The organism is Paraburkholderia sp. CNPSo 3272, assembly GCF_024206495.1.
GTDB lineage: Bacteria > Pseudomonadota > Gammaproteobacteria > Burkholderiales > Burkholderiaceae > Paraburkholderia.
Window position 1 is genome coordinate 157,798 of sequence record NZ_JAMBPQ010000005.1, and the last position, 26,257, is coordinate 184,054.

Genomic DNA, 26,257 nt, shown 5'->3' on the forward strand with positions numbered 1-26,257 from the left:
CGGCTCAGTACCCACCCTCGACTGGGCGAAGCGGGTTATCGCTCGGCATGGTGCCAGGCGGCATAGTCAGCATTGGCGGCGGCGCAGGCGCTGCAGGCGCCGCGGGCGGGGGCGCGGGGGCCGGTGCCGCGGCGGCCGCGGCCTCGCCGCCCGTCTGCTCCGCGGCCGTTGGTTCGGCGGGTGCCGGCGCCGCGCTCTGGCCGGACTGCTGCGCGGGAGCCGCTTGCGGCGTCGGCGTTCGCGAGAAGCGGCCGCCGTAGGGTTCGGGCGGCGGCGTCGTGCGCGGCGGCGGGGCCATTTGTCCGAACGCGCCATTCGAAGGCGACGGCAGCGCGGGGTACGCTTCGGCTCCGCCTCGCGACGACGCGCCGCCAACCGTGCCGCCGCCGACCATGCCCGGCATCGGCTTGCCCGCAGGCGCCACGGACGTTGCCGCGTTCGCCACGACGGGATCCAGCCGGAGCTGATCGGCGTGCACATTGACATCGGTACCCGACCACAATTCCTGTGTATCCGCATCGGCGGCTAGCTGCGGCCGGACGATGTGCGGGGTGATCTGCAACACGATCTCCGTCTTGACATGGTCGCCCTGGTGGTTGGAGAACAGCCTCCCCAGCACCGGCAACTGGCCAAGACCGGGCACTTTGTTGGCATTCCTGCGGTCTTCGTCCGAGATGAGGCCGCCCAGAATCTGCGTTTCGCCATCGCGCAGGCGCAGGCTCGTCGAGGCGCTGCGCGTTCCGATCTGATACGCGAGCGAATTCAGGCCGTTCGAATTGCTGCTTGAAATCGTATTCGTGATGTTGCTGACTTCGAGATTCAACTGGATGCCGACGTCGCCGTCGCGATAGACCCGTGGCTGCACCTCGAGCTTGATGCCGACATCGAGGTACTGAATCATTTGCGTATAGGACGGCCCGCTCGTGCTCGGCGTGCTGGAACTCGAAATCACCGGCACCTTATCGCCGATCATGATGCGCGCCTTCTCGTTGTTGCGCGTCCTTATGCGCGGGCTCGCGAGAAGATTCGCGTCGGTATCGGTGAGCTTGAAGTTCGCCGTGGCCGAGAGGCTGCTGACATTCAGTTCATTGATCGTCAGATGATGCAGCAAGCCCCATGTCGTCGCGGTGCTCGGCGTCGACATCGTGAACGAGTTAGGCCAGTCGATACCCAGATCGGTGAGGCGCTCGTGCGACACTTCCAGCACCTCGACTTCCATCATCACCTCGGGATCCGGCAAATCCTGCGCGGCGATCATCTCCTCGGCAACCTTGATCGTGTCGGGTGTGCCGCGAACCGTCACGGTATTCGCACGCTCGTCGATTACGACTTCCTTGACCTTCAGGATGCTCTTGAGCAACTGCTGGATCTGCTTGGCGTCGACGTTCGACAACTGGAACGTGCGCACCTTGAGTTCCTGATATTCGAGCTGTTTCGCAGGCGTGGCGGGATAGATGAACAGCGTGTTCGCGTTGAGCTGCTTCTTGTCGAGCTGATTCTGCATCAGGATCATGTCGACCGTGTCCTGCACCGACGCGTTCGTCACGAAGATCGTCGTCTTCAGATCAGCGCGGACGTCGCGGTCGAAGATCACGTTCAATCCCGTGGTGCGCGACAACGCTTCGAATACCATGCGCACGTTCGCGTCGCGAAACTGCAGCGTCACGGGCTTTTGCATGATCGACGAAGCCGCGAGCTTGTCATCGCGATCCGCCCGCTGCTGGCTGAGCCTGGCGTTGAGTTCCGTCTGCATCTGCTGCGCAAGGGTGTTGGTCGGGTTCTCCACCAGCACGCGGTGCACCCGCTCGGCCGCCTGCGCATACGCCCCGCGCTTCATCATGCGTTCGGCCTCCTGCAGGATGGCCAGGTCTTTGCGGTCCTGATCGATCTGCAGGCCAATCTTGCGTATGCGCTCATTGGTCGGGTCGATGTCGTACGCCTGGAAGAGATTGCGGATCGCTTCGTCGTACTGATAGTTCTTGCGGTACTGATCGGCTTGGTCGAGCAGCGTGCTGACCTGGGCGTTGCGCTGGTTCAAATAGTCGACCTTCGCCTGGGCGTCGGTCGGGTCGTCATGCACGTTCGGGACGTGCACGCAGCCGCTAAAGGCGAGCACCGACACGGCGATGGCAAGCGCGCGTCTTCTCGCGACCTGCATCGCGTCCGGGCGAGGAACAGGGAGCCCGATGACTGGGGAAAGGCGTGTTGCTGGGCCGCTGCCTGAGTCGCGGTCCGCACCCCGAGTGCGTGAGGTTTTCATTTACTTGTCCTCTCGTGGAATGGCGACCACCTGTCTTTCGTGCAGCGGCAAATAGGTCAACACGACGTCCGACTCCGACACCGACTCGACGCGGTACTGGTTGTCGATCACGTCGCCCGGCGACACGATCAGCAACTGGTCTGCATTGCTGAGAAAGACTTGCGGCTTGGCCGCCTTGGCATCGAGCTGCCCCACGTAGGCGAAAGGCACGGGCGGCGCGGTGGGGGGCGCGGGACGCACCGGCGCGGCCGGCACTTCGACGGGCGGCGGCGGAAGCCAGGAAGACGCCGTGAAGGGATCGTGAGCCGATTCGAGGGAAAGCGGCGCGCGCAACGAGACGAGCTTCGCATGAGCCGACGACGACGCCGCAGACGCAGACGCAGTCGCCGCAGCCTTCGCGGCCGCCTCGGACGGGTGCGTACGGCGCCTGGCATCCGGCCGCGCGTGCGTGTCGTTGGGATGCTGGCTGTCGAGCGCGGCGACTGGCGCCGGCATCTGGCGCGCCGCGACCAGCACGCGATACCCTGCCCCGGCGGCCGCGATTGCGCAAAACACCAGCAGCACACGCATGCGCAGAGCGGGTTTCATGGCTGGGCGCTCCGGTAAATCAGTTCGAAGCGCACCCGCGCATCGAGAATATTGCCGTCCACCGCGGGACGTTCCACATGGATTTCCCTCAGCGCCGCATTCGGCACGTTATTGAGCACCAACGCGAGAAAATGCCGGATCGCACTGTACTGATCCTTGACGGGCAGCATCACCTGATAGCGCGTGAAGCGCGCGCCCGCATCCGTGCTCACCTGGTACTCGGCGGACCCGAGTGACAGGTTGCTGCCGCGCGCCTGCTCGAATATGGACGCGATATCATCCGCACTTTGCGAAAAGCGCGGGAACAGCTCCGGCAAGGCCTCGAGCGCTACCGCGTCGACCTGCGCATCGTGCTTGCCAGCCGCATGGCGTGTCTTTGCCGCCTGTACGACCTGCGCCGGGGCCCGCATCTCACTCGTATCGGCCTCCACGCTGGCAATCTCGGCGCACATGAGTATCGCTGCGCCGATCATCAGGACACCGATTAATCCGGGCAAGCCGAACAGACGCCGCAGCTCGAATCGAAGTGTCAGCAGACGGTCGCGCAACTGAGCCGCATTCATGACTTCCTCCAGACGGCGGTGATCTGGAAACGAACCGGCTTGCCCGGCACGTTGTTCTCGACCAGATGATCGTTGAGTACCGCTTCGCGCAGCAGCACGCTGGTCTGCAGATACTTAAGGTACGCAATCATCGCGTCGATATTCTTCGCTTCGGCCGTGATGCGAATCTGGCTCTGCGCGGGGTTCTGGTCGATGCCGATCAACGCCACATCATGGTCCGGATAATCTTCCACGATCGAAAAGAGGTCTTGCCACGGTACGGTCAGTTCGCGCAGTATCGACAGGCTCTGCTTTTCCGCCAGCCTGGCGGCCGGCGTGAGCGGCGGCGTCACCGCGTGTCTCTGCGCGAACGTCCGGTGCCGCACGGCGTCGAGCTGCGCCTGCACGCGATCGTTCTCGGCATAAGCACGCCAGAGCCGCGCGCCGCATCCGAGCAGCAGCACAACGGCGACGCACAGCAAGATCAGGCCGCTCGTCCCGGCGCGTGCGCGCCGCCTGCCGAAGTCGATATCGAGGAGCTGGATCATTGCGCATACTCCATCAGCCGGCGCGCGGGCGAGTTCTCCGTCGTCGGCTGTGCCGGCCGTATCGCGGCCGCAAAGCGCGCTTCGAACGGCGCCGGGTCAGTGTCGTTGCCGAACAGATAGATCGTGCAGTCCTCCCGCTTGAGGCCCGCTCGCGTCGCCGAGCGCTCGAACAGCTGCTCGGCCAACTCGGCAAGCCGTGGCGCATTGCCCGCGTCGCCGGGAAACAGGCGCTGAGCATCGTAGGCGGCCCAGCCGCGCTGCTCGATCATCACGGCCTGCATCAGCTCCTCAGCGACGAACATCAGCAGTGCGTCGCCGCCCGCCGCCATGTCGATGCTATTGAGCATCTCGGGCAGACACAGTTTCAGGCGCCCAATCCGCACCTGTCCGGCGGCGCCGACTTCATGAATGCCGTCATGGAGCGCGCGGGACATGGCGCTCGCAAACAGCGCGCGGCCGCCCTGCTGCACGCAGAAGCGCACCAGCAGCGTTGCGCCGTCGATCCCGTAGGTGTCGGTGAAATGGGCCAGCGCGACCTCTTCGAGTTCGCGCGCTCGCAGCGTGCGAAAGTCGCCGCGCAATATCGCGTGGATGCCCCAGAAGTCGTCCAGCACCACGTGTGCGTTGCGCGTCGATGGCTTCGCCTCGCGGGGCGCTTGTTCATCCGCATCATCTGCATCGGCCCCGGGCGTGGTGACGAGCGCCGTACGCAGCGCGTCGAGCAAACCCGCTTCTGTGCCGTACTCGTCATCGGGAATCGTGAAGCTGGCCGGCTCCGGAGGCGGCACCTGCTTGCGCGGGCGCCAAAGTCCGGGCGCGCGTACGCCGACGACGATCTCGCGTGTGCCGACTCCGATCGAAACCGGACTATTCGACCATCGTGACACGATTGATCTCCTCGAGAGTCGTTTCGCCGCGCTTCACCAGATCGATCGCGGCGACGCGCAGTGTCTGCATGCCGTAGCGCATCGCCGCGGCCTTGATGTGGCCGAGCGGCGCGCGCTCCGACAGCAATTGCCGCAGCTCGTCGTTCATGCGCAGGGCCTCGGCGATCGCACGCCGTCCGCGATAGCCGCTGCCACGGCAAGCGCCACAGCCCGCACCGCGGCGAAAGAGGTAGCCGCCCGCCGCGTCCGGGTCGATGCCCGAACGGATGAGCGTTTCCGTATCCACCCTGTCTTCGGTCACGCAGTCCGGGCAGCATCGCCGCAACAGGCGCTGGGCCACCACGCCATTGAGCGCGGAGACGAAGCTGTACGGGTCGACCTCCATGTTGGTGAAACGGCCGATCACGTCGAACACGTTGTTCGCGTGTACGGTCGTGAACACCTGGTGCCCGGTCAGTGCCGCCTGCACGGCGATCTGTGCCGTTTCCGGATCGCGGATTTCCCCGACCATGATCTTGTCCGGGTCATGCCGCAGAATCGAGCGCAGCCCGCGGGCGAACGTGAGCCCTTTCGCCTCGTTGACCGGGATCTGCAGAATTTCACCCAGCTGGTATTCGACCGGATCTTCGATCGTCACGATCTTCTCGAGGCCGTTGTTGATTTCCGTGAGGATCGCGTAGAGCGTCGTCGTCTTGCCGCTGCCGGTCGGACCCGTGACGAGCAGCATGCCGTACGGCATCGACGCGAGCTTGCGCATGAAACGCGTATCTCCCTCCTGAAAGCCGAGTGCCTCGAGCGTCAGGCCGCCCGCCGATTGCGAAAGCTGGTAGCGGTCGAGGATCCGCAGCACCGCGTCCTCGCCGAACTGGTTCGGCATGATCGACACGCGGAAGTCGATTTCCCGCCCCGCGTACTGCGCCTTGAAACGGCCGTCCTGCGGCACGCGCCGCTCGGCGATGTCGAGCTCGGAGATCACTTTCACGCGCGAGAGCACCTGATCCGCGACGTCGCGGCCCTCGGCACGGCCGACCACGGCGAGCACGCCGTCCACGCGGCACTTGATCATCAACCCATTCGCGCGGCATTCGAGGTGAATGTCGCTCGCCATCATCTTGAGCGCGTCATAGATCGTCGAGTTGAGCAGTCTGACCACCGGACTGTCGTCGCTGCTGATGCCCTGCAGCGTCAACGCCAGCGAGGCCGGATCAACCGTGTTCTGGATCGGGTCGTCGAACGCGAGGGAGTCCATCGCGCGCACGTCCTTTTCGCGCACGCTCAGATACGCATTGATGTCTCCCGCGCTCGCGAGCGCCCAGCTATACGGCAAGCCCGGCTGCGAGCGCATCCGATGCTCGACCCAGCCGCGCGTGCGCGCATCGAGCGGATCGGCGATCGCGAATAGCATCCCGTGATCGACGTCGGGATCGTGGAAGCACACGCAAAGCCGAGTCGTTGCTTCGACGAACGAAATCACTTCGAAATCCGGTTCGAGCTGATTCAGCTCGCGCATGCCGATCGACTTCATGCGAAAGAGCGCTGCCAGCTGCACGCGCAGTTGGTCCGCACTGAGCGAGGTTTGCGCCATCAGCTCCTCGAGCGCGCGAATGCCGGAACCATGCCGTTCGCCGAGCGCTCTCAGTGCGCCGCGCAGATCTGCGCGCGCTTCGGCTTGTGTGCCATCCGGCTGGGCGATGAGGGTATCCACGCGCTTCCCCAATTCGGTCTACTGAATGCTCGACGCAATTTCAAAGATCGGCATGTACATCAGCACCACGATCCCGCCTATCACCACGCCGATGAAGATCATCATCGCGGGTTCGATCAAGCGCGAAATCAGATCGATCGTGCGCGATACCTGCGCCTCCTGGAACGCCGCGATGCGGTCGAGCACGGGGCCGAGACCGCCCGTCTTCTCCGCGACCGTCAACAGGCGGTACGCAATCGCGTTGGCGAGCCCCGCCTCCTGAAACGCGTCCGAAACCTTCGCGCCGTTGCGCACCCGGTGCAGCGCGCGCGCGAGCGCCGTCTGGTCCGCTCGTCCTACGAGGCCCTGTGCGAGGTCGAAGGCTTTCACGGCCGGTATGCCGCCGTCGACGAGCATGGCCGTCGTGCGATAGAACTGCGACTGACGAAACACGCGGAAATGTTGCCCGATACCGGGCAGCGCCAGCATGCGGTCGGCGATCCAGTTGCGCACGAATGGGCGGCGCAACGCGAAGCCAGTCGCCACGGCCAGCACTGCGACGCTCATGGACAGCCCGGAGCCGTGCGCGTGCACCAACCCGCCCCAGGCCATCAGCATGCGCGACAGCAGCGGCAACTCGCGCCCGCTGTGTTCGAGCAGGCTCGCGAAGCGCGGCACCACGAAACCGAGCAGGAACAGGACGACCGCCGCGCCGACGAATAGCAGAACCGTCGGATAGATCGCCGCGGACACCACGCGTGCGCGTAGCTCGTGGAGGGTCGCGCTGTTGCGCGAGTAGCGCGTGAGGCTGTCGGCGAGACCGCCGGTCTGCTCGCTCGCCTTCACGCACGCGACCAGCACCAGCGGGAAGATATGGCTTGCGTGCTCGAGCGCCGCAGACAGCGAGTACCCTTCTTCGAGCTGACGCAAGAGGTCGCGATACACCTGCGCCGACGTCTCGCGGCGCTCGTTGCCGCCAAGCGTGCGCAACGCGTCGACGACACCGACGCCCGCATCGAGCAGCGCGGCCAGTTCGCGCGCGAAGAGTTCGACGTTGAAGCGGCCTCCGGGAAGCCCCAGCCGGTTCGCACGTTGCCGCCGCCGGCCACCCTCGGCGCGCACCGAAACGACGCGCAGACCGCGCGAACGCGCGAGTGCCGTGGCTGCCGCGGGCGTTTCGCTGTCGATGCGAAGCGTCTGGACCGAGCCATTCGTATCGAAGACACGCAGCAGGTACTTCACGTCGACTCTCCTTGCTGAGAACCCACCAGCGGCGCGGCGGCCTCGCCGCGCACTCCTACCACGACGAGATCGTGACGTTCTCGCCAGAGCCGTCACCGCGTCCGTTCTTGCCGAGCGAAAACAGGTCGTAGTCGCCGTGGTCGCCCGGCGAACGATACTGATACGGGCGATCCCACGGATCCACGGGCACCGCCTTCTGCAGATACGGGCCGCTCCACCGCGTGGCGTTCTGCGGCTTCTCCACGAGCGCCTCGAGGCCTTCTTCGGTCGTGGGATAGGCGCCGACGTCGAGTCGGTATTGATCGAGCGCCTGGCCGAGCGACACGATCTGCGCACGCGCGATCTTGACGTTCGACTTGCCGACCTGTTCGAAATATCGGGGCGCAACGAGACCGGCCAGCAAGCCGATGATGACCATCACGACCAGCAGTTCGAGCAGCGTGAAGCCGCGGCGCGCATACGTGCGTGCCGGTGCCGCAAAACCGGCGCAACGCCGTGGCGCCTGTGACTCGGGCCTCCGCACACCGCGTTGGATAGAGGTCGATTCGCTATGCACGGCTCCCCCTGTATCGACTCACCGCTTCAGCGCCGCTGAAGCCGTTGAATGCATTCTTGTTCAGGTCGATACGGGCAATAAGTAGGGAGTGCCGTCCAAAGACATGGGTAAAGACCCTCCAGTTGCACGAACCCGTCTGGAGGGATATCACACATGCTCGTCGTCGGGCAACGACAGCACGCCCATGTCGATCGCAATGCGCACGAGGCCATTCAGGTTCCTGATGCCGAGCTTGCGCATCAGGTTCGCGCGATGCTTTTCGATGGTCTTGGGGCTCAGACTCAGGCAGGCGCCGACCTGACGGTTGGTGTGCCCTTCGACGACGAGCCGCAGCACCGTGCGTTCGCGGCCCGTCAACGCGTTCCAGAGCTGCGCCTTGTGGGCGAAGTCCTCCTGCGATCCGTGCGCACCGCCGCTGATCCGGTTGGCGCCGGCCACGCGCTTGCCCTTCATCACGAAGCGCATTTCCCGCACCAGTTGATCGAATGACGCGTCCTTGACCACGTAGCCGTCGGCACCCGCGGCGAACGCCTCCCGCACATGGTCTTCGCTCCAGTGAACGGTGAGGACGATGATCCGGACGCGCTGGGACTCGCGCTTGATGGCGGTGATCGCTTCGAAGCCGCTGCCGCCGGGCATCGTCAGATCCATCAGGATCAGATCGGGCAGCATCTCTTTCGCGAGGCGATGAGCTTCGAGCCCGCCGCTCGCCTCGCCGACGATGCAGTAGTCGTCCAGTTCGGAAACCATGCGACAAAGACCGCTGCGCAATAAATGCTGGTCCTCGGCAATCAGCACACGATGTCTTTTTTCCAATTTCGTCGCTCCGTGCGGGACGCTGCAGGCCTAGTTGGAAGCGACGACGTCGTGATAGGCGGCGAGCAGTTCCGACGGCGTGGCGAAGCCGTCGATGCGCAGCCAGGGCTTGCCCGGCGCGGCGCGCAGGAACGCAACCGGCGTGTGATTCATCTTGTCGCCCCGGTAGACGTTGAACGCGCGCTGCGCCGCGATGCTCGCCTCGACCGTGCCGGTATAGTGCTGCCACTCGGGGCCGGCTTCGAACCTGGCCGCATAGGCCTTCAGACGCGCAGGCGTGTCCTCTTCCGGATCGATCGAGATCGAGACGATATGGACCTTGTCCCGGTCGCTGCCCAGATCGTTCTGAAATTGCTCCAGCGTCTGGCTGGTCATCGGGCAGATCGTCGTGCACGTGGTATAGATGAACGTCACGATCACCGGACGGCCATCGTTCAACTCGTCGACGAGCGAAACGGTCTTGCCGTCATCGCGCACGAGGTCGACCGAAGGCAGCGTGTATTGCTCGGTCGTGCGCGTCGTCATCCCCGCCATCATGTGATGATGCATGTGAGGATCGGCAGCGGCGTCGTCGGCAGGTGCGCTCCATGCTGCTGGTGCCGCGAGTGCCACCGCCGCCAGTACCCCGATCCTTAATTTTGCAGTCCTGTTCATACCGGTCTCCAGAAGTGAGGAGAAAGGTCGCTTCTCGCGATGCGCAGGTCGCGGCGCTTTCAACCCCTCGCGAGCCCAGTGTCATGAATTTGCCAACGACCGTCATTGGTGGAGGGACCCCAAAGGACGGTAGGGTATGCCCGCTTGATGGAAAACCCGCACCGGGCAATGGGGGGCTCCCCATACTACGAGCCCACAAATTCCCCGTTGCGGCCCGCATCGATCACGGCCTAAAATCCCGGTATTCTTACGATCTGCTTATGTCGACGCATCGGGGGAGTTCCAATGGATGCGATTCAGCCAGGAGGACCGCAGGTAAGATTGCTCGATCTGATCGAAGCAATGCGCAAGCTTCGTCGTGCGGCCTGCGCCAGCCACCCCGACCCCGGCGTCGTCACCGACGCGCGCGGCGCCGCGCTCGCGATTCTCGCGCCCGATGGCACCTTCGTGTCGGTAAACCGCAGCGCTGCCGCGCTGCTCGGCTATTCGAGCGCCGAACTCGTCGGCAAGAGTCTCGTCGAGCTCGCGCCAGACGACGCTCATGCCGCGTTGGCAGATGAATTGTCCGCCAGCGCGGCTCGCGATTTTCATTCGTTTACGGCCGTGCTCACCGGTCGAACCGGTCATCCAACGCGGCTTGCCTTGCATCAGCAGAGGGTGCCCACGAAAGCGATGGATTCGGCCGTCTCGCTGACGCTGTTCGAGGAACCGCTGATGGTCGAGCCCAGGTCTGCCGACCCCGTCGATTTGCTCGACGCAAGCGAGCGGTTGTGCCAGACATATCTGATGATAGGTCAGCAGAAAGAACGCCAGCGTCTCGCTTCGGAGTTGCACGACGGCCTTGGCCAGGCACTCACCCTCGTCAAGCTGATGACAGAGGACGCGCTGATGCGCATCCGTCGCGGCCAAGTCGACGATGCGGTGCAGCTGCTGGATTCAACCGTGTTCAGGATCCGCGAAACGATCGGCGACGTGCGGCAGATATGCGGTGAACTGAGGCCGCTCATGCTCGACAAACTGGGGCTGCCCGCGGCATTGGGTTCACTGTGCCGACGCATCGAACGCGGCACGGAGGCGATGTCGGTCGTGTTCGACTGCGATGTCGCGGACAATGACGTGCCCGAACATCTTAAAGCCGACATGTTCAGAGTCGCTCAGGAGGCGCTGAACAACGCCGTCAAGCATGCCGATGCGACAGAAATCTCGCTCAGCCTGCGCGGCGACGCGGCCCGTTTGATGTTGACGATTCAGGACAACGGCATTGGCTACGAGAGCCATCCATTCGCCACGGACGAAGCGTATGCGAGCGGATTGGGACTCATCGGCATGCAGCACCGCGTAGAGATGCACGGCGGCGCGTTTTCGATCGAGTCGTCCGCGACGAGCGGGACCCTCGTCTGCGCGACCTGGACGCGCTAGCGCTGCCCTCGCCGCACTCAGGTTCCGGTCTCGCCCAGCCGGTATTCGGGCTCTTCGCCGCCCGGCCCCGAGCCCGGCGCCGGATCGGCGCGTTCCGGTACATGCGCGTCGTCCACGTCCGGCTCGGCGCATTTGGCTGCGAGCGAGGTCAGCAAGCCCATGCTCATCGCAACGAGAACCAGTTCGGTCAGGTTGGCGATATGGAGCTTATGCATCATGCTCGCGCGATACTTCTCGATCGTCTTCGGACTCAGGTTCAGATATTGTCCGACCTGCCGGTTGGTGCGCCCTTCCGCGATCAGCTTCAGCACGCTGCGCTCGCGCGCCGTCAGCACATCCCAGGCATGCTTCGGTGCGGGCGCTTCGCGGCCGCTGACGAACGAGTCGACCATATACCCGTAGACGTCCGCACTCAGATGCTTCTTGCCCTGCATGACCGAGCGCATCGCGACCAGCAGTTCCTCGAACGAGACGTCCTTCAGCACGTAACCGTCGACGCCGGCACGCAGCGCTTCCCGCACGTACTCCTCGCTTTGATGCACCGTGAGCGCGATGATCCGGATGCCCGGCGATCGCCGTTTGATTGTCGCGCTGGCGTCGATGCCGTTCATCCCTCGCATCGACAGGTCCATCAGGATCAGCTGGGGGGCGAGGGTCATCGCCTGCTGGCAGGCTTCCTTGCCGTCCCGCGCTTCGCCGACGACGTCGTAGTCGGCTTGCGCACACAGCATCGAACGTAGACCATTTCGCAGCAGATCGTGATCCTCTGCGATTACAACGCGACATTTGGTATTCACGTCTTGTCTCCCGGTACCCCTGCCCTCGGCCGCCATAACCGCATTAACGATTCGACGAAATTCTTCCCTTCCACACAGCTTTCACTGTTTACATTCGAATTCCTAACTGTTAGCTTTATGTTATTTTCTGATTACTGTGTGTGGGCGTGCCGTCGCAAGGTTCGCGCCACTTCTCGCAGAGCAAGCAACGGCGCGCATCTCCACTTTCCGGGACACTTCGGCCGCGCATCGAGTGCCGAAAAATGTTTCAGTTTCGAACTCTTCTGAAATCTCCAGAAGATTAGCTGCTGCCATGGATGGCGGGAAACTCGTTCATTTTTATCATTGCGTGAAAATTGATGGATGATATTTGCATCCGGCGAGAAGAATTAAAGCGCCAGCCATGACGGCGTTAGCCGGTGCCGTTGATTACCGCCTATTACCATTTATTTCGAATGTTAAGTTTTTGCAATGTGCTTTTGGGCCGCTCCTTCGCGTCACAAAGTGTAGGGAGGTGCCCCATTGCCGAGCCGTTTTTTCTTCCACCACAATTCAGGTGCAGGAGAAAACAACGATGCATTGCCACCCGTCATCCCGCTTCGGAAACGCGATCATTGCCGCATTCGCGATGCTCGGTGCGGTGTTGCCGGAAACGGCGTGCGCGCAAATTTTCGGCACGGTCGACAGCAACGGCGCCATCGTTCTGACGAACGTGCGCGGCAAGCCAGGATTGAAGGTAATCGTCGCGGGCGAACCGCTGGGCGAACCCGGCGCGAGGCGCCGGTCGCGCAAGTCACCGGGCGGCGCCGACTCGCCCCTGTACGCGGACGTGATCGATGAAGCGAGCCGCTCCTTTCGCGTTCAACCCGAGCTACTTCGCGCGGTGATCGACATCGAGTCGGGCTACAACGCGAAGGCGGTTTCCGACAAAGGCGCGCTGGGACTGATGCAGTTGATGCCGCAGACCGCTGCGCGATTCTCGCAAGGCGACATGTTCAATCCGCGAGACAACGTGCTGGCCGGCGCCCGCTATCTGCGCTTCCTTCTCGATCTATTCAAGGACGATGTAGAACTCACGCTGGCCGCCTACAACGCCGGTGAGAATGCGGTGATTCGCGCCGGCTATCGCGTGCCGTCGCTGCCGGAAACACGTCTGTACGTTCCGCGCGTCCTGGCGCGCTACAAGCAGCTTCTTGCGGCCAGTTAATCGCCCGCTTGCGCGCCCCTGACTGCCGGCATAGCGAACCGGCCGACTGAGGACCAGTTCAGTCGGCCGGACGCCCTCTGCGACGTAGAACGTGCACTTGCTGGGTGCTTCGTCCTACGCTCTCCCTGCGTTGTCTACCGCGTGCGGGCGCACATCACCGAAACAAGGGTATGGTCTTGTCCGCGCCCACGCCGTGCGCGTATGCATAGTGAAGCTCGATCATCTGCTCGATCTCCTCCACGCGCTCCTTCGGGACGTCGATCATCACCAGAAGTTCGCCGCGGAGAATCGCTTCCTCGAAGCGCTTCAATCGTGTGTTTCGTACCTCGACGCCTATCATCGCCGCTACCCCCGCGCCGAATCCCGCGCTTGAGAGTATGAGGATCACCACAGTGCCGCCGGCTATCCGTACGTCTTCGGGCGGCCAGACAAGAGCAATCAGCGCCACCAGCAATCCGGTCGCACAACCTGCTGCCGCACCTCGTGCCAGCGAAGCGAGCAGATCGCTGCGTTGCGCAAGCGATGCCTGCGGCAAGCCGTCGAGCGACACGCTCTCATTGGCCATGACATGCATATGCCGCCACTCGACCCGATGCAAAAGCAGTTCGCTGACGACCGCTCGCGCGCGCTGTGCGGTGGGCAGCAGAAAGTAGACGCGTTGCATTTGAGCGACCCCCGCTTTCCGTCGAAAGTGTGCAGACGCACGGCACGCCCCCGCAAAGCACCATCGATCTCACGGCACGATCCAGTCCCCATCCGCGACGAGCTTGATGTGGTCCGGCCCGGCAAAGCGGACGATATAGCCGCCCTTGGACGCGAACGTCTGCCCCGGTGCCAGCGTCAGGCGCGGATAGTAACCCGTCAGGATGCGTCGTTCGAGCATGTCCTGAATCCGCTCCACCAGATAGTCCCTCACGAACGCATCGACCATATGGCTCAGGGTCTCGGCGAGCAGACCGCAGGCAAGGTAGGTGTCCGCCTGCACCTGGGGAGCCACCATCGGTATCTGTCTGATTGAAAACCAGCCGAAGGCGTAGTCGACGCGCACACGCCGGCCCTCCGGCAAATCGAACGGGTACGCAAGGCGCGTGACGCCACGCCAGCTCGTCGGCAAGGGAATACTGTCCAGCCCGCCCATGAGGCCTGACATGAACACTGTATGCGTCGCTGGAGGGATTCTCGCGAGCGCCGCGATATCGGGCGGTCGCAACCACAATACGAGCACATCCGAACGCGGTATGCCATGCATCGCACCGGCAATGCCCTCACCGCGGGCGAGCGCGTGGTTCGATACCGCAATGCCGTGAGCCGCCAGCGCCGTGGCGAGCGACTGCGCCGCGCGTTCGCCGTTGTCGCCGGTGCGATAGACCTGCCACACGTGCGTCGGCGCTTTCGCCTCTTTCGTTCCCAGCGCCTGCGGCGCGCCGGCTTCATCGACGATGCGGGCCGCGATCAGCTCCGACTCGAGCAGCACGCCCTTCGAGAAATAAACGGAATAGAAGTCGCGATCGTTTTCGATCGGCACCTCGACGTTGGGAAAGAGACACGGCACGGCCTCCTGCTCGCAGAAGTCGTGAATCGGCGCCCAGTTTTTGCCGCCGAGACCCGACAACACCGCGAACACGGGCTGCCGGGCCAGAAACTGCGTGAGTTGCCCGCGCCAGGTGTCCGGCGGACCTTTGAGCTCCCACACGTGCAGTTCCCAGCGGCGATTGACCATGAACATCATCTTGCGCGACGAACGCAACGGCGGCACCGCACCGAGCGGAAAGACGTTCTTGTCGGCGAAGTAATGCGTGAGCACATCGAGCATCCCCGCGCGCTTCACCGGGTCCGCATCGGGGGTGATGACCGTCGCAAAGTGCAGCACGGTTTCCGTGACGCCCGTCGGCCTGCGCCGATCGAGCTGCTTCAGATAACCGATTAGCGCCTGCATATCGGCGTCGTTCAGCGCGTACTGCGGCATCAAGCTGCTGAGCGGCTTGCCTTCGGAGTCGATGCCTTCGCGAATGGCGCGCGCGACCGTCACCTCCGTGTACGGTTCACGTTCGGCGCGCATCCCGGGAACGTACGGCAACTCGCCCTCTTCCGGGTTTTGTGCGCGCGGCTCGACGAGGTAGCGCCAGCTGATTGGCGGGATGCTGCTGTTGCCTTCCCTCGAGCCCAGGCCGCTGCGGCGATGACAGTTCACACAGGCCGCGGCCGCGCCTTGCAGGCGCACGCCCCCGTCGTGCATCGCCTCGAGCGCTTCGCCCGAACCCAGTACGCCCTGCTGATAGAGGGCCTGCCCGGCGCTCGCGGTCGCGACTCGCTCGGCGGCAGGCGCGCAATGCACTTCGCGCGCAGGCACGATCAGCGCGGCGAGCAACGCGCATGGAGCGAGCCATCGCGCCGCCAGCGACGGCAACCGTGTGCGGCCTGCTGGCCTGCTTGCCGCGCGTTTCATGATCATGGCGACGGATATCCGGCGCCAGGCAGCGCCGGCGAGGCATCGACGTCGATCGAAACCGGTTTGCGGTGCATCTGCGGCGGCGCGGGTCTCGTGAAGATTCCATCGTCCAGCGCCGGATTGAGCGACACTTTGTCGATGGTCAGCTTGTCCTTCTTGTCGGACGCCGCTGCCCCGCTCTCGATCTCGAGCGGTATCTGCAGTCCCTCGACGCTCCTGAAGTCGCTGTAGTTCACCTCCACGACGACCGTCTGCCCGCGCGGCGTACGCACCTGATGATCGACCTGCACGTCGAGAAACGTTTGTGCGTCGATCCACACATGGCGGATCACACCGGAAGGCAGCTTCGCGGCAAGGCGATACGCATCGCGCCCGCCCACCTGATCCTTGCCCTCGAGCGTGACCGTGACGCCCTTCGCTTCATGGTCGATCAGGAGCCCGTCGATTACCTGCTCGTCGCGTGCGGACATCGCCTCATCCATCGAGTACGGCCGCGGCGTCGCGCTGCCCATGCCGTTCGGGCCGAGTTTCCAGCCTTGCTTGCCGTCGAATACGCGCACGGACTTCTGGTTGAACACGGTGACCTCGAAGCGTGTCTTGTTCGGGCGCTTCATGGCGAGGACGAACGGCAGGTCAGGTGCAGGCGCATTGGCGCTATCCACGTGACCGGACCAGATCATGGTCTGGACTTTGCGCCAGGCGTCGAGGCCGCCTCGCGCCTCGACGTTCTTCTCGACGATCTCATCGACGCCCAGGTCGTGCGCGGGGATCTGCTCGCCCGCGAATACGACCGCCGCAACGCTGCCGGCAAGCACCCATACCGCGACTGGTTTCATGACCGTCAACCTCATGGGGGCACCCAGCGGCTAGTGGCTCGCGCTCTGGCGCGTGCCGGCGTGCGCCCCGGCATTTGCGCCTGGGTTCGCACTCGCCGCCGGACGCGGGCTCGGGTTCGGGCTCGCGCTCGGGCCCGGGTTCGCGCTGACGACGGGCGCCGGGTGCGTGACTTTCGACACCGTGAGCTGCGGCTTGGCGAAGAGCGTGTCGTCCGCCTGCGGGTTCAGCGCGACCTTATCGATGATCAGCTTGTGCGTGCCTCTCGCGCCGACGACAACCGTCTCGAGCGTATGCGGCATGACGAGACCGCCCTCCTTGCGGTAGTCGCGATAGAAGATGGCGACGTTGTGCATCTTGCCGTCGAGCTTGCGCGGGTCGCCATCGATCTTCAGTTCGAGAAAGCTGGCCGCATCGATCCATACGCGGCGCGACGTGCCGTCCTTCAGCGTCAGCTTGAGCAAATACGCGCGGTGGCCTTCGACCATTTCCATGCCGAGCACGTCGATGCGCGTGCCTTTCGCCGCATAGTCCATGAGCGGACCGTCCAGTTCGGCCCACGATGCGGCCGCCCTGGCCTCCGCGGGCGTGTAGGGCTCCGCTTCATTGCGGCCGAGGAACGGCCTGACCTTCCAGCCCTGCGCGCCGTCGTAGACCTGGAAGGCCGTCTGGTCGTTGAAGCGGACCTCGATGCGGCTCTTGCGCGGGCGCTTGAGCGTCATCGTGAAGGGAAGTTTGGTGTTCTTCGTGCCGCCCGCCTCGAGCTGCCCCGACATCGTCATCGCGTTGACCGCGTGCCACGCCTGCAGGCCGCCGCGCGCCGCGACGTTGCGCTCGACGATCTGCGCCGCGCTCATGTGCGCCGCGCCCGCGGTCTGGGCGCTCGCCGCAGAAGACCCCGCGAGCGCGAACGGAGCGCTTGCCACGAGCGTCACCACCGACGCGGTCCGAATCGCCAGCGAAAGTAAGCGGTTCATGAGTCATCTCCTCTTCGTCTGCGCGTGAAAAGCGCTTGCGCAATCATTCGACTATCAGCCCGTCGATGTGGAACGTCCCCACGAATACGTCGACGCGCTCCCCGGCCTTGATCAGACCGCCCTTGTTCGAGAACACCATCCAGTACTCCTGACCGGTTTCCAGCGGACCGCTCTGGCGCAGCGCGCCGACCTTGTCCATCACCGGGATTTCGAGCAACGCATGGCTCGTGCGCCCGAACATCACGGCCGTCGCGGTCTTTTCGCCGAGCGGCCGCGCGGCCACCGGGTCCGTCACGCGATAGCTGAAGCGGACCAGGTTGCCCGACGCCGTGCGGCGCACGCTCAGGTGGTCGATGCCCTGCATCAGCTCGTAGTAGCCCCTCGCGCGCTGCGGCAGGCTCGCCGGCGAGTACGGCGACTGCTTCGCCGCCGCGCTCGCACCGGCCTCGCCCACCGCCGGCTGAAGCGAGGCGGCAGCGAGGCAGACACTGCCGGCCGTCAGCACGGCCCGCCGCGACCGGTGGCGACGCTGGCTCATGGCAACGCTCCCAGTGTCTTCAGACCCGCCGGCGTCGTGACTGCGGGCGGCGTGCCCACCGGCAGCGCAGGCTGGCCCGGATTGCCCTGTGCGCCTCCGATGCCGGGCAGCCCTCCGCTGTTCGCGGCGTTTGGCAGGATCCCCTGCAACAATCCGAGCAGCGTCACCGGATCGTTCACCCCGAGCGCGAGCGGATACGGCTGCGAGGCGAACACGCCGGGCCTCACGAACTCGACTGCGCCGATGTCGTAGCCACCCAGCTGCGGCCGCGGCGTGCCGAAGATGTCACGATTCGGCGCGCCCGCTGCCGTGGCATGGTTGACCGCCGGCGAGGTCCCGGGGATCGTGTAGTTGCCGAGCAGCGTGTTGCGTTGCGCGCCCGTGCTCGCCTCGTTGAACAGCGACAACGGACCGTACGACATGTTGATCCAGTTGTTGCCCTCGTCCGGCGTCGCCGACGGCAGCAGGCTGAACAACGGATTCGGCAGCACCGTGTCCGCAATACCCGGGGGCACCGTGATGCCGATACCGCCCGCCTCCGGCGGCACACGCGCACCGTTGCAGTACTGATGCACGACGCCCGGATTCGATCCGCTGTTGTTCGCGTTCGGATAGTCGCCGGCGTCGGTCAGGATCGAGTACCGCGGGTTCATCGTCAGACCGGACCCATGGTTCGCGGCTCCCGTGTCGCCGAACGCGCCGATGTCCCAGTAGACCGCCTTCGGATCGCAATAGCCCGTGGTGTGCCCGGCCTGGTTCAGCGACGGATTCAGCGTGACCACGTTCTGCAGCCCCGCAATGCCCGGATCCAGTCCTCCCACGGTGATGTAGAACGTGCGGTTCTGCCAGAACAGGTCATTCGTGAGCACCGGGTTCGAGAACGTCGTGCAGTCCGGGTTGCCCGCCGGGCACTTCACGTTCGGCCTGGTGAATGCCGCCACCAGGTTCTGCGTGTGGCGCGCGGTCTCGAGCCCGGCCGGCTCGTACTGCGACGTCGTGGTCGGCTGGCACGTCGTTTCCGAACCCGAGGTCGTGCAGTTCGGCGGCCCGACGTTGGCCTGGGTCGCAGCGGACGTGTTGAACAGCACACCGGCCGTCGCGGTCGAGTCGTTGGAGACGACCGTGTTGTTGACGAAGCTCACCGCCACGGCATCCTGCAGCGACACGCCACCGCCCGCCCAGCCCGCCACGTTGTTCGCGATGATGTTATTCGTCACCTTCACCCGATACCACCTAGAGCTGTCGTTCGGACTGCGTTGCACGTCGGTACCGTTGACGTTCTGCAGCCGCAGGCCGCCGCCCTTGCCGCTTTCCGCCGTGTTGCCGACGATCAGGTTGCCGTCGATCGTGATGTCCGGGCCCGCGCCGTCCGAGAGCTGCGGCGCGCAGTCGACGTCGGTGGCCGCGTTCTCGCAGAAGGTGCCGTCGGGCGGCACACCCTGAACGATCAGCCCGCCGCCGTACGTCGGCAGCGTCGGGTTGTTGCTCTGATTGAACAGGATCCAGTTGTGCGACAGGTCGCCGTTGTAGCTGAAGCCGAAGTGCGCGACACCGCCGCCGTCGCCGCTGCTGATGTTGCCGCATACCCAGTTGTAGTTGAACTTGTAGTAGTCGGCGCCCGAGCAGAACGTCACTCCTCCTGCCGAAGACGGCGTGGTCGAGTTGATTTCGTCGCCGTACGAAGCGTTCGACGTGACCTGGTTGTTGTGCACGTTCACGTGGACGTTGTACTGGAACGGCAACTGGGTCACGTTATTCGCCGCGATGTTGCCGTCGGGCACCTCGACCTGGCCGACGATGATGCCGCCCGTGAGCGTTCCCGCGTTGGAGAAGACGCGGTTGTTCGATACCTCCGTGTAGTGGTTCCAGCCATGCAGGTAGATACCACCGCCGCCTTGCGAGCTGTTCGTGAACGACATGCCGTCGATGCGCGACGGGTTGCACAGGAAGTTGCTCTGATAGGTATTGCAGTCCGCGGCGCTGTTGGTGAGCGGCGTGCAGATGCCGTTCGCGACGCAGTTCTGGTCCTGGGTCAGCACCCCGCCCACCAGCACGTCCTTCACACCCTTGCCGAGCACGGTAATGGCCGCGCCTTCGTACGCGCCCATCAGCGTCGGCTCGATCAGCGTCTCCGCGAGGTTACCGTTGAGGTTGAAATCCCAGCCCGAAGTCGGCTCGAACGGAATCCCGTCGATCTTGCGCTGCATCGAGGCAAGGCAACTGTATGCGCCGGTCGGATCGTACGGATTGCTCCCCGAGATCAGGCCGCCGTTCAGCGCATCGCCGAACAGGCACCCTATCTGCCTGCGCCACGGGTCGAGCTTGCCCGACGGATGCGGATTGGCGTCGACCGTCACGGACGTTGCCCCCACGCCTTGCAGCCGCACCGGCTTCCACATGAGCAGCATCTCCTTGTAGGTCCCGGGACCGACGACGATCATGTCGCCCGCGGTGGCATGGTCGATTGCGGTCTGGATTGCATTGCCGGCCGTGTTTTCGCCGCCCACGTAGGTGGGCGCCTTGCCGCCGATCGTCACGGTGACCGCATCGATCGAGCGCTTGCCGCTCGCTGCGGTGACGACGAGCTGGCCGCACTGGGTCGGCGTCGTCACGCCACGCTGCTGGATCGTGCAGGCCGCATCGGGACCGAGCAGAGGCGGCACAACCACGGTGATCTTCGCGTCGCTCCACGATGTCACCGGCGCCGGGATGCCCGCGATCGTCACGACGCCCCGTTGCTGGCCGAAACCGTAGTTGCGCGTGATGAACTTCTGGTTGAACGGCGCGGCGGTGGCAGCTGGACCCGTGTACGCATGGTTCGGCACCTGCTGCGTGCCGACCGACGTAATCGTCAGCGTCTTCAAGGGTCCACTAACCCACGGCCCCGCGCCGCCGTTGCTGCCCGCGGACGTATTGCCGGCAATCGCGTCGCCGGTCACGGAGGCAATGCCCGGCGTGCCGTCCGGGTAGGCGCAGTCCACCTGGTTATATCCGTCCGCGAAGGCCTGGACGGGCACCACCGGCGTATCCATGTACTGGGTCTGTCCGGGCATGAACGGAATCTCGTAGCAGAACTGGCTATATGCCGGGTTATAGAGCGGGTCCTTGATGGTCTGGCCGGAATGCGCAGGGTCGGGCATGTACGGATCGTTCATGCACGCAACCATCATCGTCGGCGCGTAGCCCGTCGGGTTCGGCGGGTTGACTTGCCAGGTCGAGTAGGTCAGCCCGTTGAAGATGCCCCACTGGTCCGAATAGGTGCGCGAAATTTCGTTGCCCGCGAAGTCCTTGAACGACACCGGCACGTTTGGCACTGCGAACTTCTCGCCGAACTGCGGCGAATACGGGTCGAACTCCGACGAGAAGTCGTCCAGCATGAAACCGGTGTAGTGGGCCGCAACGTGCGTCGAGCTGAAGATCCAGAACTTCGCCTGCACCGCGCTCTGATCGGTCAGTTCCACCTCCTTGCGGTCGCACAGGTTCCTCGAAGCCCCCGCGAACGGCGAGACTTCCTGCGAGCCCGGGAACAGGCTGATGTAGTCCGGGACGATCCGCAGCTCGCCGACGCACGGCCAGAAGCGTTCGATGGACCCGGTGTCGCCTTCTGCATGCGGGGTGGAGCCGAGATTCGAGGTCGGATTCTGCGGGTTGTTCCGGTTGTAGGTGGAGTTCATCGCCGCCTGGTCGGGCAGGATGAAGACATCGCCGATCCCGCCGAACTGCTGCGTGACCGGTGCAATGTAGTTGTCGCCGATCAGGATGTTCTTGTCCTCCTCCTTCACCAGTTCGTAGCCCGGCGGCACGATGATCTCGACCACATACTTGCCGGGCGGCAGCATCTGCGTGCCGTCCTTCGTGGGATTGGCGCTGCAGATCGTGCAGTGGGTGCCGGTCGGCAGGCCGCTATGCGGATCGCGGCCCGTCACGCTCGGGAACTCGTACATGCCGTCGAACGGCGCCGGCTGCACCTGGTTGAACACATGCATGCCGTCATAGCACTTGAACTGCGAGTTGTTGGGCAGCGCACGCTGCTGCGGGTCGAGCCAGTTCGGCGTGTTCCGCAGCGTGTAGAAGTACGGATCGCTGGTGCTCTGGCCCGGACAGTTCATGTTCGGCACGCCGTCCGAACGGAAGCCTTGGGCCCAGTCGTCCCAGCTCGCGGTCTTCGTCGTGTCGACGAGCTTCAGACTCGTGGAGCCGTCCGCCGCCACGCCTTCCTGGTACAGATTCACCGTGACGTTCGGCACGTCGGGGGTCCACTTTGTGTGAACCAGCAAGGTGGGATCGTCGAAGGGGCGCGTCGAAGCGTAGACGACTTCGCCACGGATCCCGCCGTTCTCGTTCGCCGCGTACTGCGTCTTGCCGAACTCGATGAACGAGTTCTGTCCCGAGAAGCCCTGCCAGCCCATCGTGGTCACCCACGGCGGATCGACGCGGCCGGTCGAGGGATTCGAGCCCGAGCGGTCGTTGCAGTCTGCGTCGTTGCAGTACACCGCGCCAGGCACCCGCAGGTTCGTCGGCAAATGCACCGATTCTTGCGTGTTCGCGAAGTTCGCGGCAATCGTCGACTTGCCGCCGCCCGGCGTGCCGTCGGGCGGACCGCCCGCGTCATAAACGACGTGCACGCCCGTCTGCTTGAAGCGCGTCAGGTCGGTATCGACGACATACCAGTTGAACAGCGGAAACTCTTCGTTGAACGATGCATAGCCGTTCCCGTCCGTGACGTTGAAATCCGAATAGCTGCCGTCGCGGAAACGGATATTGGTCGGCAGCAGCGCGAGGCCCGGCTTGCCGGGATCTCCCACGCCGTTGCCGTTCGTGTCGAGGAACGTCCGCGTATAGAGATTCGTTTGCCACTGAAGCACCGCGATATCTCCCGCGTCGGTCACCGTGCCGCCGCCGAGCGTCACGGCCGATGCGAGCCCGTCGACGATCTGGTCGTTCCACTGGTCGAACACGGTGATGCGGGTTATGCCGGCAGGCAGGCCCGTGAAGCTGAACGTGCCGTCCGCGTTGCACTTGGTGAACGCGTAGTCTTCGCCGTCCGGATCGCCCACGCTCACGTAGCATTGCGTGAAGCTCAACGGCTTGCGCGACTGGCTGCCGTACAGGTGCTCGTCAGGCGGACGGCTGTAGTGCAGGTTCGTCACCCGGCCCTTGAGCCCGTTGTTGCAGCCCGAGGTGGCGCACAGCAAAGGCAGCCGCGCGTTGATGATCTTCGGGTTCGCAAAGCCGATCGACACGTGGAAGCCCGCCGGACCGAATTCCTGGAAGTACGCGGGGCCACCGATCTTGATGAACGAGTCGTGGGCTTTCTCGCCGTCCAGCGTGTTCGTCTGCAGCCATTCCTCGCCTCGTGCGATGCGGTCAGCAGCGGGCGTCGCGATGATGCCGTAGCGGCCCGGCATCAGGTTCGCGATGATGGCCTGACCAACGAGCGGCGACAGCGTCTTGCCATCCGACTCGTATTTCGGGCAGGTCGGGATCATGCCGACGAGGCCATCGGTCGATGTCGAAATCGGGCACGCGTTGAGCCCGCTGACCGGATCGATCGTGCCTTGCAGCGAATTGGACAGTGGCATGTTGAACATGTCGTAGGTCATCTGTCCGGTCGGCTGACCGCTGCCGCCAGCGTCATCCCACAGCTTGATTTCGAAGCCGCCGAGTCCCGGTTCGCGCGCCGAGCCGAAGGTGTCGGTGCCGCCGCTCACGTCCACTTCGCCGTTCAGCGGTGCGTCGTCCTCGAACACGAACACGGAAACCTTCGCAGTCGGGAAAGGCGACTCCTCCAGCAACACGTTGACCGAAGTCTGACCGGCCGCGATCGGCGCGCCGCCCATGCCGTTGCCGCACTTGCCCGTGCCCGGCGCGAAGTTCGCGACGCCCGGACAGTCTTTGGAAATGTCGAACTGCCGCTGCGCGCCTGAGGGATTGTTCGGGTCGACCGGCTGCGGAACGCCGCCGCCGTTCGTGAACGAGTTGTACGCGTTGCCCGGCAGGATCGAAATGTAATAGCGCTTCTTCGGATCGAGCGCCACCTGCGACGGATCCACCGGCACCTGCTGCGCCGCCGTGGTCCGGCACACGCCGTTGCCGACATCGCAAACTGCCGGCAGGTGGGTCTGGCTGACCGGGTCATAGACCGTCTGCCCCGCTTCGCACGCGGCGACGCCGACACAGCCTGCCGCCACCACCGGCATGTAGCTCGTATGGAAGTTCGCACCGAGACTCGGCACAGGCAGCGGAGGACACGTCGCCGGACGCGTGGGCGAGTTCACCTGGCACGCCGGATCGATCTGGAACGTGCGGTCTTCCTCGATGATCCAGCGGTAGTCGCTGATCTTCACCGGCGTCTTGCCCGGCTGCGTGCTGGGCGCATCGAGTACGTTGACGACGAGTCCGCTGCCGCCCTTGAACGTCACCGTCACGGTCGCCGTGTTGCTCGCCGTATTCTGCGCATTCACCGCCTTGTACTGGAACGTCACGCTCGCGGACGCCGCGCTGCCCATAGGCGCCGTCGCCGGGCTCGCCGTGAAGGAGCCGTCGGGATTCAGCGTGACAGAGCCGCCCGTCGGCGTGCCGACAAGCGTTGCGGCGAGCTGCAGGCCATTCGGATCGCTGGCGTACGTGAGCACACCGGGCTCGGAGATCTGCAGCCGCGAGGCGATATTGCTCGTATAGGCGGCGTTGCCGGCCGTGGGCGGTCCGGACTGACACCCGTTGCCCGTCGTGCACGCGGTGAGCGTCACCGTCGCCGCGGCGTTCGGGTTGCCGTTCGCCTGGTACACGAAGCTGTCGGCCGTCGTGCCTTGACTCGGCGTGTAGACGAACGTGCCGTCCGGGTTCAGCGTGAGCGAGCCGCCAGTCGGTGGCGTCTTCACCTGCACGCCGTAGACGTTGGCGTCCTTCGCCGCCACGCCTCTCGCCGGGTCGGACACGGTCAGCGTCTTGCCGGGTACGAAGAAATACGTGGACCCGGTGACCGAAGCGTTCGCCACGGCGGCGGCGGACGCCGCGGTGGAGTTGTTCACGCTGATGTAACCCTGCATGCCGCCGTCACGCGCGTTGTTCGTCGACAGGCTCAGTTCGCGATCGAACACTGGCAGCGCGGAGGCGGCTGCCCCTGGCATGTTGACCAGCGCGTCGTAGGTCTTGCCTGCCGCCATGAACACTTCCGACTGAATCCGCGGATTGCCGGGCAGCACATTGCCGTCTTCGGCGATCAAAGCGAAGCCGGAGACCGGGGTCGTGCCCGTTTGCGCGCCGACCACAGCCGGCACGTGCATGCGCAGCCCCGCGTTGACGAAGCGAAGCATCACCGGCCCGGTGGTCGCGGCACTCGTCGCGGCAAACGTCGAAGCGCCCGAATTGGTGCGGTCGAACGAGACGCCGTTGATCAGGTAGTAGCGCGGATCGTAGTTCACCGTGGGCGGATAGCAGGTGCCGAACGCGGTCGACTTCGAATCGCCGCAGCCGCCCGGCTGCCCGGACCACGACAGGGTTTCGCTGAAGCCCGGCGTCGCGACCGCGGCGGCGACCGCGGTGTTCTGCACCGGGTCGATTTCGCTCAGCACGAGCGGCACGTCGGTGTCGTAGCTGACGCCCGGATACGCCTGCGCGGGCGTCGCCCCATTGGCCGCCGTTCTCACCACCAGCACCCCATAGAGCCCCATCGGCCCCTGGATCGACGGGTGCGTGCCCGACTCGATCAGATAGGTGCCGGGGTTCAGGTTGCTCCACGCGAGCGCAGTGGTGCTGCCGTGCGCTACTTCGGTCGCGAACGACTGCACGCGGGCCGCTTGCGTCGGCGGCGTGAACGTCGCCCCGCCGGGCGCGGCGGCGGCGGTCGGCCACGTGGTCGCGGTCTGGGTGGGGTGCGTCGGGCTCGGCATGCTCGTCGCCGTCGTGCCCAGACCGCCGCCCAGTTGCCCGACGACCACGAGCGAAGTCGGCACGGAGCCGGGCAAGCTGTTCTTGAGACTGATCGTGAGCGGCCCTGGCGGCACCGTGATGACGACGGGCGACCAGTTCGCCCCTGCCCCGGGGTTCGCCGCCGTACACGTGGCAGGCGCAGCAGCAGCCGTGCAGCTGTAACCCCACATCGGCACGGCCTGCCCGTCGGGCATCACGGCCGTGGTGGCCTTCGCAGTGAGATTGACGGATGCCTGGGCGAATGCCATCCCGCTCGCGCCCAGCAAAACGGAAGCGGCAATCGACGCCTTAAGCATCCCTAACAGATTTGCCTTGAGTGTGGTGGATCTCATCGCCGTTCTCCCCGCC

At 64.7% G+C, this 26,257-nt stretch carries 19 protein-coding genes; 2 read left to right on the top strand and 17 right to left on the bottom strand.

What is annotated here, in order from left to right:
* Nucleotides 1-4: 4 nt before the first annotated feature.
* From M3I53_RS08655 to M3I53_RS08700, 10 genes are all read right to left on the bottom strand, one after another.
* Entirely contained in the window at nt 5-2,260 is a 2,256-nt protein-coding gene (locus M3I53_RS08655; RefSeq protein ID WP_254315532.1) for a type IV pilus secretin PilQ, read from the bottom strand.
* Nucleotides 2,261-2,848, bottom strand: coding sequence for a hypothetical protein (locus M3I53_RS08660; protein WP_254315533.1), 588 nt, complete (start codon nt 2,846-2,848; stop codon nt 2,261-2,263). It lies immediately after the preceding gene.
* Nucleotides 2,845-3,411 carry a hypothetical protein gene (locus M3I53_RS08665; RefSeq protein ID WP_254315534.1) on the bottom strand — a complete coding sequence of 189 codons (567 nt, stop codon included), beginning with the start codon at nt 3,409-3,411 and terminating at the stop codon, nt 2,845-2,847. The genes M3I53_RS08660 and M3I53_RS08665 overlap by 4 nt, the downstream gene beginning before the upstream one ends.
* Nucleotides 3,408-3,938 (bottom strand): hypothetical protein, encoded by a 531-nt coding sequence (locus M3I53_RS08670; protein ID WP_254315535.1) that lies wholly within the window; start codon nt 3,936-3,938, stop codon nt 3,408-3,410. The genes M3I53_RS08665 and M3I53_RS08670 overlap by 4 nt, the downstream gene beginning before the upstream one ends.
* Entirely contained in the window at nt 3,935-4,825 is an 891-nt protein-coding gene (locus tag M3I53_RS08675) for a hypothetical protein (RefSeq protein WP_254315536.1), read from the bottom strand. Before M3I53_RS08675 ends, M3I53_RS08670 begins: the two co-directional genes overlap by 4 nt.
* Nucleotides 4,806-6,530 carry a GspE/PulE family protein gene (locus tag M3I53_RS08680; RefSeq protein ID WP_375542481.1) on the bottom strand — a complete coding sequence of 575 codons (1,725 nt, stop codon included), beginning with the start codon at nt 6,528-6,530 and terminating at the stop codon, nt 4,806-4,808. The genes M3I53_RS08675 and M3I53_RS08680 overlap by 20 nt, the downstream gene beginning before the upstream one ends.
* Nucleotides 6,531-6,548: 18 nt before the next feature.
* Nucleotides 6,549-7,751, bottom strand: a complete 1,203-nt coding sequence (locus M3I53_RS08685; RefSeq protein WP_254315537.1) for a type II secretion system F family protein — start codon at nt 7,749-7,751, stop codon at nt 6,549-6,551.
* Nucleotides 7,752-7,806: 55 nt separating this feature from the next.
* The gene (gene gspG / locus M3I53_RS08690; protein WP_375542482.1) at nt 7,807-8,274 is read right to left on the bottom strand and encodes a type II secretion system major pseudopilin GspG; all 468 of its coding nucleotides are present in this window, start codon (nt 8,272-8,274) and stop codon (nt 7,807-7,809) included.
* 180 nt (nt 8,275-8,454) lie between these two features.
* Nucleotides 8,455-9,123 (bottom strand): response regulator transcription factor, encoded by a 669-nt coding sequence (locus tag M3I53_RS08695; RefSeq protein ID WP_254315538.1) that lies wholly within the window; start codon nt 9,121-9,123, stop codon nt 8,455-8,457.
* Nucleotides 9,124-9,153: 30 nt separating this feature from the next.
* Nucleotides 9,154-9,777, bottom strand: a complete 624-nt coding sequence (locus M3I53_RS08700) for an SCO family protein (RefSeq protein ID WP_254315539.1) — start codon at nt 9,775-9,777, stop codon at nt 9,154-9,156.
* Between the two features lie 285 nt (nt 9,778-10,062).
* On the opposite strand from M3I53_RS08700, the gene M3I53_RS08705 reads away from it, so the two are divergent.
* Nucleotides 10,063-11,196: a PAS domain-containing sensor histidine kinase gene (locus M3I53_RS08705; protein ID WP_254315540.1), complete on the top strand. Its 1,134-nt coding sequence runs from the start codon at nt 10,063-10,065 to the stop codon at nt 11,194-11,196.
* Nucleotides 11,197-11,213: 17 nt separating this feature from the next.
* Here M3I53_RS08705 and M3I53_RS08710 read toward each other — a convergent pair whose 3' ends face one another.
* On the bottom strand, nt 11,214-11,993 hold the full coding sequence (locus M3I53_RS08710; protein ID WP_254315682.1) for a response regulator transcription factor: 780 nt from the start codon (nt 11,991-11,993) through the stop codon (nt 11,214-11,216).
* 553 nt (nt 11,994-12,546) lie between these two features.
* Here M3I53_RS08710 and M3I53_RS08715 point away from each other — a divergent pair.
* Nucleotides 12,547-13,179, top strand: coding sequence for a lytic transglycosylase domain-containing protein (locus tag M3I53_RS08715; RefSeq protein ID WP_375542487.1), 633 nt, complete (start codon nt 12,547-12,549; stop codon nt 13,177-13,179).
* A gap of 154 nt (nt 13,180-13,333) precedes the next feature.
* On the opposite strand, the gene M3I53_RS08720 is transcribed toward M3I53_RS08715, so the two are convergent.
* The 6 genes from M3I53_RS08720 to M3I53_RS08745 all read right to left on the bottom strand — a co-directional run bounded on the left by M3I53_RS08720 (nt 13,334) and on the right by M3I53_RS08745 (nt 26,241).
* On the bottom strand, nt 13,334-13,753 hold the full coding sequence (locus M3I53_RS08720; protein ID WP_375542483.1) for a DUF1269 domain-containing protein: 420 nt from the start codon (nt 13,751-13,753) through the stop codon (nt 13,334-13,336).
* Between the two features lie 159 nt (nt 13,754-13,912).
* Nucleotides 13,913-15,631, bottom strand: a complete 1,719-nt coding sequence (locus M3I53_RS08725) for a c-type cytochrome (protein WP_254315542.1) — start codon at nt 15,629-15,631, stop codon at nt 13,913-13,915.
* Nucleotides 15,628-16,464: a hypothetical protein gene (locus M3I53_RS08730; RefSeq protein ID WP_254315543.1), complete on the bottom strand. Its 837-nt coding sequence runs from the start codon at nt 16,462-16,464 to the stop codon at nt 15,628-15,630. The genes M3I53_RS08725 and M3I53_RS08730 overlap by 4 nt, the downstream gene beginning before the upstream one ends.
* 30 nt (nt 16,465-16,494) lie before the next feature.
* Entirely contained in the window at nt 16,495-17,439 is a 945-nt protein-coding gene (locus tag M3I53_RS08735) for an outer membrane lipoprotein-sorting protein (RefSeq protein WP_254315544.1), read from the bottom strand.
* A 43-nt stretch (nt 17,440-17,482) separates the two neighbouring features.
* Nucleotides 17,483-17,977, bottom strand: a complete 495-nt coding sequence (locus M3I53_RS08740; RefSeq protein ID WP_254315545.1) for a hypothetical protein — start codon at nt 17,975-17,977, stop codon at nt 17,483-17,485.
* Complete coding sequence (locus M3I53_RS08745) at nt 17,974-26,241, bottom strand: choice-of-anchor Q domain-containing protein (RefSeq protein WP_254315546.1); 8,268 nt, start codon at nt 26,239-26,241, stop codon at nt 17,974-17,976. Before M3I53_RS08745 ends, M3I53_RS08740 begins: the two co-directional genes overlap by 4 nt.
* Between the last annotated feature and the right edge of the window lie 16 nt (nt 26,242-26,257).

Coding starts and splice junctions, on each gene's coding strand:
- M3I53_RS08655 (WP_254315532.1), bottom strand. CDS start 2,260: ATGAAAACCTCACGCACTCGGGGTGCGGACCGCGACTCAGGCAGCGGC.
- M3I53_RS08715 (WP_375542487.1), top strand. CDS start 12,547: ATGCATTGCCACCCGTCATCCCGCTTCGGAAACGCGATCATTGCCGCA.
- M3I53_RS08735 (WP_254315544.1), bottom strand. CDS start 17,439: ATGAACCGCTTACTTTCGCTGGCGATTCGGACCGCGTCGGTGGTGACG.
- M3I53_RS08705 (WP_254315540.1), top strand. CDS start 10,063: ATGGATGCGATTCAGCCAGGAGGACCGCAGGTAAGATTGCTCGATCTG.
- M3I53_RS08730 (WP_254315543.1), bottom strand. CDS start 16,464: ATGAAACCAGTCGCGGTATGGGTGCTTGCCGGCAGCGTTGCGGCGGTC.
- M3I53_RS08725 (WP_254315542.1), bottom strand. CDS start 15,631: ATGATCATGAAACGCGCGGCAAGCAGGCCAGCAGGCCGCACACGGTTG.
- M3I53_RS08670 (WP_254315535.1), bottom strand. CDS start 3,938: ATGATCCAGCTCCTCGATATCGACTTCGGCAGGCGGCGCGCACGCGCC.
- M3I53_RS08665 (WP_254315534.1), bottom strand. CDS start 3,411: ATGAATGCGGCTCAGTTGCGCGACCGTCTGCTGACACTTCGATTCGAG.
- M3I53_RS08740 (WP_254315545.1), bottom strand. CDS start 17,977: ATGAGCCAGCGTCGCCACCGGTCGCGGCGGGCCGTGCTGACGGCCGGC.
- M3I53_RS08745 (WP_254315546.1), bottom strand. CDS start 26,241: ATGAGATCCACCACACTCAAGGCAAATCTGTTAGGGATGCTTAAGGCG.
- M3I53_RS08660 (WP_254315533.1), bottom strand. CDS start 2,848: ATGAAACCCGCTCTGCGCATGCGTGTGCTGCTGGTGTTTTGCGCAATC.
- M3I53_RS08700 (WP_254315539.1), bottom strand. CDS start 9,777: ATGAACAGGACTGCAAAATTAAGGATCGGGGTACTGGCGGCGGTGGCA.
- M3I53_RS08720 (WP_375542483.1), bottom strand. CDS start 13,753: ATGCATGTCATGGCCAATGAGAGCGTGTCGCTCGACGGCTTGCCGCAG.